Origin of the sequence: Myxococcus sp. AM009 (genome assembly GCF_013372605.1) — a bacterium.
Classification (GTDB): domain Bacteria; phylum Myxococcota; class Myxococcia; order Myxococcales; family Myxococcaceae; genus Myxococcus; species Myxococcus vastator.
This window is the reverse complement of sequence record NZ_JABXEP010000092.1, coordinates 23243-33071: the sequence shown is the minus strand read 5'-3', so window position 1 is coordinate 33071 and position 9829 is coordinate 23243. Positions and strand designations below refer to the sequence as shown.

The window sequence follows — 9829 nt, the reverse complement described above, 5'->3', positions numbered from 1 at the left end:
GGGGAGGCGGGCACCCGGGCGCCAGGCTCGGGGCTGCCGCGGGCTTCCGGGAACTGGCTTCACCGGCGCGCCGCCGTGGCCTGTATGCGGGGTGAGGAGCGGGAGCCCGTCGCGTGCCATGGGCCGCGGACCCTCATTTCCGCTGCATGTGACAAGGGCCGCTGCGATGGCACGAATTGCCCACTCACACGGAGCCCCACGCAGGCGAGCGTACCGTGGACGACGTTGAGTGTGCCGTCACTCCTCCGTACCGTGTCAGTTCCATGCGCCGTTGGCTTCCGCTCGTTCTGCTGCTGCCTGGAATCGCCTGCACGCCGCCTCCCGGCTCAGGGTCGTCTGAGGACGGTGGGGAGGTCCAAGCACCTCACGCCGACCCCAACGCCCCAGGCCAACTCCCCGCTGAGCCGGAGGTGTCCGTGGCCGTCACGGAGTCCGTGTCGGGACAACGTGCCCTGGCCGGCGCCGGAGCGCGTGCGCTCCCTGATGCCGCGGCGGACCCTCCCGGAGCGGGTGCCTCGCGCGCCATGACCGACGCCGCGGCGGAGGGCGGCAGCCCCCTCTTGCCGAGCGCGAGCGCGGATGCCCGGCGCACGGCCTCGGATGCGCTGTTCGCGGCGTGGCAGCGCACCACGGCGGATGCTGGGACGGACGGCGGCGTTGATGGCTCGGCCGAGGCGGCGCTGTCTCCGCCGCGACGCACGCCAGACGACGGGGCGGCCGTGGCGCACGACGAGGTGCCGGCGCTGACCGTCGACCCCGCCCTGGACGACCTCGCCCTCTCCGAGGGGGAGGAGGACACGCCGGGCGAGGAGGCGCTCCCCCTGCCCGAGCAGCTCACCGTCATCCCAGACGGGCTGCGCCCAGGAGAGGAGCTGGTGCTTGGCCCGGACGGCGAGCCGCTCGAGGACACGGGGCTGGTGCTTGAAGACGTCGACCCGGTGCTGGAGCCGGTGAGCGGCGCGGCGGACGCAGGCACCTACGCGGTGCCCTTCGCTCCGGACGCGGGCTCGCTGCGGGTGCGCCGGTCCATCGTGGTCCGCCAGGAGCCTCGGCAGGACGCGCCGGCGCTGGGCACCGTGGCGCAGGACATGCGCGTGCGCTGGCAAGGCGACACCGCGGTGCGCGGGCCGGACTGCGAGGCCTGGATTCAGCTCGAGCCGCGCGGCTGGGTCTGCGAGCGCTACCTGGAGCCCAACTTCCGCGAGCCCCGCGTGCGCGAGCTCCCGAAGCTGCGCGAGGGCGAGCTGACGCCCGGCATCTACGCCCGGGTCGTGGGCAAGCGCGTGCGCGCCTATCGCAGCCTCGCCCTGGCGCGCGCCCGGCGAAGGGGCGTGCTGCTGAAGGGCTCCGTGTCGGTGCAGCTCCGCGGGCAGGTCCGCATCCGCCGCAGGACGTACTGGCGCACCACCGACGGCCAGTACCTGGAGGCGCGGGTGCTGCGTGAATACCGGCCCTCCTCCTTCGAGGGCGTGGGCGCGGAGGCCATCGCCGAGCTGCCGCCGACGTTCGCCTGGGCCCAGTCCCGCACCCGCCCCTCCGCCGCCGTGGAAGTCCGCACGGCGCCAGACGCGAAGGCCCCCCGCGAAACGGTGCTGCCACCGCGCACGCTGGTCGCTGTGAAGGAGCTGTCCGAGGACGGCCACTGGGTGAGCATCGCGGAGGACCAATGGGTGGCGCGGGACGACCTGCACGTCGCCTGGTTCTCACACGCGCCGCCGCAGGTGGAGCCCGGCTCCCGCTGGCTGGACGTGGACCTGGATGCCCAGGTGCTGGTGGCCTACGAGGGTGAGCGGCCGGTGTACGCGACGCTCATCTCCTCCGGGAAGCAGGGCACGGACACGCCGGAGGGCCTGTTCCGCATCTGGGTCAAGTTCGCGGAGGCCGACATGACGGGCAGCGGCACCGCCGGCAACGACACCTACCGCGTGGCCACGGTGCCCTGGACCATGTTCTTCCAGGACGACTACGCGCTGCACACGGCCTACTGGCACGACCGCTTCGGCCAGCCCATGAGCCACGGCTGCGTCAACCTGTCGCCGAAGGACGCCCGCGCGCTCTATGCCTGGGCCGCGCCGCAGGTGCCCGTCGGTTGGTCCATGGTCCACGCGACGGAGGACGCGCCGGGCTCGTGGATCCGCATCCGCGGTCAGGCCCGGCCGACGGGCAAGCCGCGCAAGGTGACGGTCGCCGCGACGCGGGTGGGCGCGCCGTAGCGGTCAGCTCACCACGGACACGGTGACGCGGCGCCGGTGCGGCGAGGTCCGGTGCTCCCAGACGTAGACGCCCTGCCACGTCCCCAGGTCCGCGCGGCCGTCCCTCACGGGGATGTTGAGCGCGTTCTGCGTGAGGACGGTGCGCACGTGCGCGGGCATGTCGTCCGGCCCCTCCGCGTCATGGACGAAGAGCGGGTCCCCGTCCTTCACCAGCCGCGAGAAGAAGGACTCCAAATCCCGGCGCACGTCCGGGTCCGCGTTCTCACACAGCAGCAGGGACGCGCTCGTGTGATGAAGGAACACGGTGCACAGCCCCTGGCGAGCGCCGCTCTCCGCGACGGCGCGCTGGACGTCCGCGGTGATGTCGGTGAAGCCGCGGCCCCGGCTGGACACCGTGAGCTCCTTCGCGTGGAACATGGCTCAGCGTCCTCCCAGCCGCGCGGCGAGGAACGCGGCCAGGGCCTCCAGCTCCTCGGTGACGATGGCGTGCGGCATGTCGTAGGCGTGGAAGTCCACGCTGAGGCCCGACGCCACGAACATGTCCCGCAGCCGCTCGGCGCCGCCCAAAGGCAGCAGCGGGTCGTGGCGCCCGTGGGCCTGGAACACGGGCAGCCCCGCGCGGCCCTGCGCGCGGGGGCACCACTCCGGCTCCGACGTCAGCGTGCCGGAGAGGATGCACAGCCCGGCGGGCGGCTCGTCCAGGCGCAGGGCCACGTCCGTGGACACCATGCCGCCCTGGCTGAAGCCGCCCAGCACGATGCGCCCATACGGCAGCTTCATCGCGGCGCACAGCGCGTCCACGGTGCTCCTCAGCGCCCTGCGCGCGGCGGGCATGCCCGGGGGCACGTCGCGCGCGAACTGCTCCCAGTCGCGCTGCTCCCCGCGCATCACCGCGTCGGGCAGGGGGAACCAGGCGCGTCCGCCGTGCGCCCAGGCCATGGGTCCGCCGGGGAAGACGAACCGCACGCGGTCCGCCAGCGCCGGCTGGAGCGCCATCAACTCCGGTCCCAGGGGCACCAGATCGGTGGCGGGCGCGCCCAGGCCATGGGAGAGGATGACGGCCAGCTCGGGCGTCGCGCCCTCGGGGAGCGCGTCGATGACGTGGCAGTCCAGCTCCCCCAGCCGTGTGGCCACGTGGCGCAGGGCGCGTTCCATCGTCACTTCCCGCTGCCGGCTGGCGCCTGGTCGCTCATGGCGATCTTCTGGATGACCACCGCCTCCAAGGGCTTGTCGCGCGGGTCGCGCTGCACGTTGGAAATCTTCTCCACCACGTCGTAGCCCGACACCACCTCACCGAAGATGGTGTGGCGGTTGTTGAGGTAGTCCGGCGTGGAGGTGGTGATGAAGAACTGGCTGCCGTTGGTGCCCGGGCCGGCGTTGGCCATGGCCAGCAGGCCCTTCTTGTCGAAGGTGCGGCCGCTCTGGAACTCGTCCTCGAAGCGGTAGCCCGGGTCGCCGCGGCCGGTGCCCGTAGGGTCGCCGCCCTGAATCATGAAGCCCGGAATCACCCGGTGGAAGATGACGCCGTCGTACAGCGGCTTGCCTGCCACGCGCTGGCCCGTCTTCGGGTCCGTCCAGGCCTTCTCGCCCGTGGCCAGGCCCACGAAGTTGGCCACCGTCTTGGGGGCATCCTTGGAGAAGAGGCGCACGACGATGGCGCCCTGGTTCGTTTCCAGGGTGGCGTAGACGTCCTGGCCCGCCTGGACCTTCTTCGTCCATTCACCCGAGGCGGCCTCGGCGGGGGGCGCCGCGGCCGGCACCTCGGCGGCGGAGGGCGTGACGGGCTTCGCCGGCGTCGTCGCGGAGGGCGGGCTACCACCCCCCGCGGATTCCTTCTTGTCGGAGTCCTTGCAGGCGGCGAGGGAGAGGCTGAGGCAGAGGAGGACAGTCGTCAGGTTTCGGGTCCGCATGGCGCGCGGACCTTAGCCCATTTCCAATGGATTCCAGGGGCTTGCGGGGGCCTTGGGTGGCTTCTGTCAGATACCCGGAGTGAAAATCGGCAAAGTCGGTGAGTCTGGACGCAACAATCCGAAAGAAAGCCCGATGATCCGGGTAGAGCTGCATAAAAGCCCTTCAAGTTCCCGTAGGAGCACACCCCATGGCGCCTCCGATTCGCCGCAACGAGCCCCGTCCCGTCCCGCCGCCTCCCGCGCCGGCGCGCCCGACTCCTCCGCCGCCTCCTCCGCCGGCGCGCACGGAGGCCCGCCCCGCGCAGGCTGACCGGTTCGAGGCCGCGCAGGGCCACATCAGCCGCGTCGCCAACGGCGTGCGCTCCGTTTCGGATGGCATCGCCGCCACCCAGGTGCGTGACGCCTTCGGTCCCCGCCGCCTCGGCCCCGCCAACCTGCCGGGTGGAAGCGGCAGCGTCGTCGAGGGCGCCAACACCCGCCTGGCGCGTGGCGCTGGCGCGGTCAGCCTCGCGGCCAACGTGGCGCAGCTGCCGGGCGCGGGCTACCTCGCGGCCCGCGACGTGCGCGACGCCATCCGCAACCCGACCGGGGAGAACATCCGCCAGGCGGTGGGCTCCACCGCGGGCGCCACCTCCACCGCCCTGACGGCGGCGCGTGACGGCCTGAACCTGGCGGGTAACGTCAGCAACTACCGCGCCGCCACCAACGCGGCGCGGACCGCCTTCACCGCGGCGGCCCCGGAGGCGACGCGTGCCGCCGCCAACCGCGTGGCCACCACCGCCGCCAACGTGGCGCTGGACGGCGCGTCGCGCCAGGTCGTGCGCCGCGCGGCCGCCGAGGTCGCAGAGCGGGGGCTGGAGGGCGCCGCCCGCGCCGCAGGCACCGCCGCTCGGGGCGCGCTCCAGGGCGGAGGCACCGCGGTGGCGCGTGCCGCCGGCCGCTTCGCTCCGGGCCTCAACGTCGCCATCGCCGTGGCGGACACCGCCGCCGCCGTGAGCACCATCGCGGACCCGAACGCCTCGACGGGCCGGAAGATTACCGCCGGAGTGACGGCGCTGGGCTCCATCGCCGCCGCCACCAACATCCCGGTGGTGAGCCAGGTGGGCGCGGCCGTCTCCACGGTGTCGAGCTTCCTCGGCTCCTTCTTCTAGGAAGCGCCGCGTCGTCAGTCCCAACGCTCCGGGGGGCTTCGGTCCTCCCGGAGCGTTGTGCTATCCGAGGTATCCGGAGCGAGAGACCATGACGACCCATGACGAATCGCAGGGTGGCCGCAACAACGCGCGTCCGTTGGCCGAGCTTCATGCGCTCGGCATCATGAAGAAGATGCCGGCGGCGTTGCAGCTCGACAGCACCGAGCCGGTGAATCTTCCCGCGGTGGAGGCGCCTTCGCTGGACGGGCTGTCGGTAGCGCAGGTGGCTCCCGCCCCCCTGACGGAGGAGGACCTCGTCGAGCGCTTCGATGCGCTCCGCCGCAAGCACGCGGACATCCGCGAGCGGCAGCCGGGCGAGGACGTGGCGGCCGACGACGACGTCCTGCTGGACGTGCTCGGCTTCGCCAACAACCGGCTGATGCCCTTCTCCGCCCGGGAGCACTGGTGGACGCGCGTGACCGCGGACCCGGTGCTGCCCGGCTTCTTCGAGGCCCTGGTGGGCGCGAAGGTGGGCCAGTCCTTCTCCATCGAGCTGACGCTTCCGGAGCGCTACCCCGTGGAGTCGCTGCGAGGTCAGCCGGCGCGCTTCCTGCTGGAGGTGAAGGCGGCGCGTGAGCTGAAGGTGCTGGACGACGACTCGCCGGAGCTGCTGGCGCGGCTGGGGACAGGTTCCCTCACGGACGTCATGCGCAAGCTCGGCGACGAGCTGGCCCAGGAGCGGCTTGCGGAGGCGGACCGGCTCACCCAGGAGCGCGTCATGGACGCGCTGGTGGAGCGCACGCCGGTGGAGGTGTCCGGGGTGCTGGTGGACGAGGAGCTTCGCCGCCGCTGGGCGGAGACCGAGCGGCCCATCCTCCTGCGCAAGGACTTCCAGCAGGACGAACTGCAGGAGGCGCTGGACGGGTGGCTTCAAGATCCGCTCTCCCGCACGGACGCCGCGTACCGCATCACCCTGGCGCTGGCCCTCCGTGCCATCGCCCAGCGCGACGGCATCCAGCCGGACCGCGCGGCGACGGACGCCATGCTGGAGGAGCTCGCGAACTTCACGGGCGTCAGCCGGCAGGAGCTGGGCGTGGCGGTGAAGGAGGACGAGGCGCTGGCGCGCCGCCTGTATGAGATGGCGCTGCGCTTCTCCACCATCGACCACGTGATGAAGAAGGTGACGCTGACGCCCGCCGCGGCGTGAGGCTCAGCGCGCCTCCAGCGCCAGGGCGACCATCACCTCGGTGAGGTCGCCCGGGTGGTAGCGCACCAGGCCCGGCAGGCCGCGCAGCGCGGCCTCCGCGTGGTCCATGTCATGGAGCCGCACCACGCGCGCGCCGGGCACCTCCGCGTCCACCGCCGTCACCATGCCGTCCGCCTGGTACCCATAGCGCTCGTGCAGGTAGCGCTGGAGCGGATACAGCGAGGAGAGGCGCGACAGCCGCGAGGTGGCCAGCGACACGGTGGGGATGTCCGCGGCGGGGTAGGGGTGCTGCTGGATGAAGGCCTGCCGCTGGGGATAGGACAGCTCCTCCACGGAGCGGGACACGCCGTGGAACAGCAGGGGGAAGGCGAAGTCGATGAGCCGCCGGAGCCGGGGCGTGGTGGCCAGGTCATGCGCGATGGAGGAGCCGCCATACGGTGCCTGCAGCGTCACCACCGCGCGCACCACGTGGCGCAGCTCCGGGTAGAGCGCCAGCGTGGCGGTGCACTCCACGCCGCCCTTGCTGTGGCCCACCATCACCACGCTGCGGCCGAAGTACTCCGCGTCGCGCAGCACCTCGCGGAGCACCGCCACGTTGTCCGCGAGCAGCCCTTCGGTGTCCACCGCGGCCTCGCGCACGCTCAGGCCCCGGCGCTCCAGCCGCTGCACGTTGTCCAGCAGGTAGCCGGGCAGCTCGTCGCCCAGCATGCCGCGCACCAGCACGTACTGGTGGCGCCGGGCCTCTTCCGGCAGCACCGGCAGCCCCTGGCGCACGCGCGCGTACAGCGCGTGGAAGCGGGGCGTGAGGTCCTCGGGGGGGAGGGGCAGCGCCGCCCGCTTCAGCCAGCCGGCCATGCCCGCGCAGCCGGGGCCCCACCAGCGCTCGGCGGGAGGCAGCCCGCGCAGCGTGCGAGCGAGCCGGGTGATGGCGCCGGGCGCCGGTGTTGGGGACTGCGGACGTGGAGGCTCCAGCTGCGGCGGCGTCATCTCTTAAGTCAGCGTAGCGGGAAGCGAAAGCCGGATGCCAACGCGGCCTTGAAAAGCCGCGGGCGCGACTTGCGCGCGGACGCGAGGGTGGGCCCGTGATAAGAAGTCCGAGGACGGGAGGATTTCGAAGCTGACCACCGGACAGGAATGGCTGGTTGACGCCAGCGGCTGCGCGCCTGGCAGCCTCAAGGACGCGGCGGCGCTGGCGGCGCTCTTCGAGGCGCTCATCGTCGCGCTGGACCTGAAGGTCGTGGGCCAGCCGCAGTGGCACGTGTTCCCGGAGCCCGGTGGCATCACCGGGCTGACGCTGCTGGCCGAAAGCCACCTGGGCATCCACACGTTTCCGGAGCACGGGTTCGCCGCGCTCAACGTGTACTGCTGCCGGGAGCGCCAGCGTCCGGACTTCGAGGCGCTGCTGGCGCGCCACCTGGGCGCGACGGCGTGCGTGGTGCGTGAGCTGAAGCGGGGGGTGACGGCGTGACGCAGGGGAAGTGTCCATCGTGCGGTGCGATGGTGGAGTTCACCGCCGGCTCGGCGCAGGTGGTGGTGTGCGGCTACTGCCAGACGGTGGTGGCGCGCAAGGGCTTGGACTTCGAGTCCCACGGGAAGATTGGCAGCATCGTCCCCACCGACTCGCCGCTGCAGCTCCGCGCGGAGGGGCGCTACCGCAAGGTGGCGTACACCATCGTCGGCCACCTGCAGAAGGACCACGGCGAAGGGCCGTGGGACGAGTGGTACGTGGAGTTCGCGGACGGCCGCACCGGGTGGCTGAGCGAGTCCGAGGGCGCCTTCCACCTGATGTTCGACATGGGGCCCGAAGAGGGCGTGGCGCTGGAGGACCTGCACCCGGGAGAGCGGCTGCACCTGCGCGACCGCGCGTGGGTCATTGAAGAGCGGGGGCACGGCCGCGTGGTGGCCGCCGCGGGCCAGCTCCCCAGCGACGTGGACCCCACGCAGGACGCCTGGTACGTGGACGCCACGGGGCCCAAGGGCGCCTTCCTCACGCTCGACTTCGGCACGCGTGGGCACTCGCCCGAGGTCTTCGTCGGCGAGGCGCTGAAGCTGGAGCAGTTGGGCATCCCGGCCGGGCAGCTCCGGCCCCGCGTGCGCAAGGTGGAGCTGCAGCAGGCGCGCTGCACGCAGTGCAACGGCAACCTGGACCTGCGCGCGCCGGACAAGACGCTGCGCGTGGTGTGCCCCTACTGCGGCGCGCTGCTGGACGCGCGCCAGGGCAAGCTGTCCTTCCTGCGCCTGCTGGAGAAGCCGAGCCGGCCGCTCACCATCCCCCTGGGGACCCGGGGGAAGCTGGATGGCGCGGACTGGGTCTGCATCGGCTACCTGGAGCGCTCGTGCAACGTGGAGGGCGTGCGCTACCCGTGGGAGGAGTTCCTCCTCTACAACGCGTCGCGCGGCTTCGTCTGGCTGATGAACTCCAACGGCCACTGGGTGTTCCTCAAGCCGTTGCCCGCGGGGGACGTGTCGCTGTCGCCCGGCGTCGCCGCCTTCCACGAGCACCGCCGCTACAAGTGCTTCCAGCACGTCATCGCCGTCACGGACAAGGTGCTGGGGGAGTTCTACTGGACGGTCCAGGTGGGCGAGCGGGCCCATGCGTCGGAGTACGTCGCCGCGCCGTACTCGGTGAACGTGGACGCCACCGACGACGAGGTGTCGTACACCCACGGCGAGTACCTGGAGCCCGAGGTGGTGAAGGAGGCCTTCGGCTTGAAGGCGCCAATGGAGCGGCGGGAGGGCATTGCCCCCAGCCAGCCCAACCCGCACCAGGGGGGCGTGCGCTCCTCCTTCGTGTGGACGGGCGTCTGGATACTGGCGTTGTTCGTGCTGTCGGGCGTGCTGTCCGCGTCCGCCGCGAAGGAGCAGGTGCTGGAGCAGGCCGTGGTGGTGGCGCCGGGCACCGCGCCGGGCTCGCCCGCGGCGATGCACTTCAGCGAGCCCTTCGAGCTGTCCAAGCGCGGCAACATCAAGGTGGACGTCTTCGCCGCGCTGGACAACGAGTGGCTGGGCATCCAGGGCGACCTGGTGAACCAGGATACGAACGACGTGGTGACCTTCTACGAGGAGCTGAGCTACTACCGCGGCCGTGACAGCGACGGGAGCTGGAGCGAGGGCAGTACGTCCGGCAGCGCCTACCTGTCCCCGTTGCCCGCGGGCAAGTACGTGCTGCGCACGACGGCGGCCTTCGACGCGAAGCCGAACCGGACGTTGCCCATGACGTACAAGGTGAAGCTCATCCACGACACGCCCAACGGGAGCTGGTTCTGCTTCGCGCTGGTGTTGATGGGGCTGGGCCCGGTGGTGGCGTTGTATCGCTCGCACAGCTTCGAGACTCGGCGCTGGGCGGAGAGCAACGTCTAGGTTTGCGTC

At 72.0% G+C, this 9829-nt stretch carries 9 protein-coding genes; 5 read left to right on the top strand and 4 right to left on the bottom strand.

Features of this window, described 5'->3' with window-relative positions; genetic code table 11:
• The first annotated feature begins 524 nt into the window (after positions 1 to 524).
• Positions 525 to 2213: a L,D-transpeptidase family protein gene (locus tag HV824_RS22095; protein ID WP_255208241.1), complete on the top strand. Its 1689-nt coding sequence runs from the start codon at positions 525 to 527 to the stop codon at positions 2211 to 2213.
• Positions 2214 to 2216: 3 nt separating this feature from the next.
• On the opposite strand, the gene HV824_RS22090 is transcribed toward HV824_RS22095, so the two are convergent.
• From HV824_RS22090 to HV824_RS22080, 3 genes are read right to left on the bottom strand one after another with little or no spacing between them, the layout of a single operon-like run.
• Positions 2217 to 2630, bottom strand: a complete 414-nt coding sequence (locus tag HV824_RS22090; RefSeq protein ID WP_176418844.1) for a secondary thiamine-phosphate synthase enzyme YjbQ — start codon at positions 2628 to 2630, stop codon at positions 2217 to 2219.
• Between the two features lie 3 nt (positions 2631 to 2633).
• Positions 2634 to 3368 (bottom strand): alpha/beta hydrolase, encoded by a 735-nt coding sequence (locus HV824_RS22085; protein WP_176424151.1) that lies wholly within the window; start codon positions 3366 to 3368, stop codon positions 2634 to 2636.
• Positions 3369 to 3370: 2 nt separating this feature from the next.
• Entirely contained in the window at positions 3371 to 4123 is a 753-nt protein-coding gene (locus tag HV824_RS22080) for a peptidylprolyl isomerase (protein ID WP_255208240.1), read from the bottom strand.
• Positions 4124 to 4311: 188 nt separating this feature from the next.
• Between HV824_RS22080 and HV824_RS22075 the strand changes: the two genes are divergently transcribed.
• Positions 4312 to 5274: a hypothetical protein gene (locus HV824_RS22075; protein ID WP_176418846.1), complete on the top strand. Its 963-nt coding sequence runs from the start codon at positions 4312 to 4314 to the stop codon at positions 5272 to 5274.
• A gap of 88 nt (positions 5275 to 5362) precedes the next feature.
• Positions 5363 to 6460 carry a peptidylprolyl isomerase gene (locus HV824_RS22070; protein ID WP_176418847.1) on the top strand — a complete coding sequence of 366 codons (1098 nt, stop codon included), beginning with the start codon at positions 5363 to 5365 and terminating at the stop codon, positions 6458 to 6460.
• 3 nt (positions 6461 to 6463) lie between these two features.
• On the opposite strand, the gene HV824_RS22065 is transcribed toward HV824_RS22070, so the two are convergent.
• Entirely contained in the window at positions 6464 to 7447 is a 984-nt protein-coding gene (locus HV824_RS22065) for a lipase (protein WP_176418848.1), read from the bottom strand.
• A gap of 121 nt (positions 7448 to 7568) precedes the next feature.
• On the opposite strand from HV824_RS22065, the gene speD reads away from it, so the two are divergent.
• Both speD and HV824_RS22055 read left to right on the top strand, forming a co-directional pair.
• A complete protein-coding gene (gene speD / locus HV824_RS22060; protein ID WP_368738093.1) occupies positions 7569 to 7928 on the top strand; it encodes an adenosylmethionine decarboxylase in 360 nt (119 codons plus the stop codon).
• A complete protein-coding gene (locus HV824_RS22055; protein ID WP_176418849.1) occupies positions 7925 to 9820 on the top strand; it encodes a DUF4178 domain-containing protein in 1896 nt (631 codons plus the stop codon). The genes speD and HV824_RS22055 overlap by 4 nt, the downstream gene beginning before the upstream one ends.
• The last annotated feature ends 9 nt before the right edge of the window (positions 9821 to 9829 follow it).

What these genes read in the sequence shown, in the direction of transcription:
- HV824_RS22065 (WP_176418848.1), bottom strand. Translation starts at nt 7,447, where the DNA reads ATGACGCCGCCGCAGCTGGAGCCTCCACGTCCGCAGTCCCCAACACCG.
- HV824_RS22075 (WP_176418846.1), top strand. Translation starts at nt 4,312, where the DNA reads ATGGCGCCTCCGATTCGCCGCAACGAGCCCCGTCCCGTCCCGCCGCCT.
- HV824_RS22070 (WP_176418847.1), top strand. Translation starts at nt 5,363, where the DNA reads ATGACGACCCATGACGAATCGCAGGGTGGCCGCAACAACGCGCGTCCG.
- HV824_RS22095 (WP_255208241.1), top strand. Translation starts at nt 525, where the DNA reads ATGACCGACGCCGCGGCGGAGGGCGGCAGCCCCCTCTTGCCGAGCGCG.
- HV824_RS22090 (WP_176418844.1), bottom strand. Translation starts at nt 2,630, where the DNA reads ATGTTCCACGCGAAGGAGCTCACGGTGTCCAGCCGGGGCCGCGGCTTC.
- HV824_RS22080 (WP_255208240.1), bottom strand. Translation starts at nt 4,123, where the DNA reads ATGCGGACCCGAAACCTGACGACTGTCCTCCTCTGCCTCAGCCTCTCC.
- HV824_RS22085 (WP_176424151.1), bottom strand. Translation starts at nt 3,368, where the DNA reads ATGGAACGCGCCCTGCGCCACGTGGCCACACGGCTGGGGGAGCTGGAC.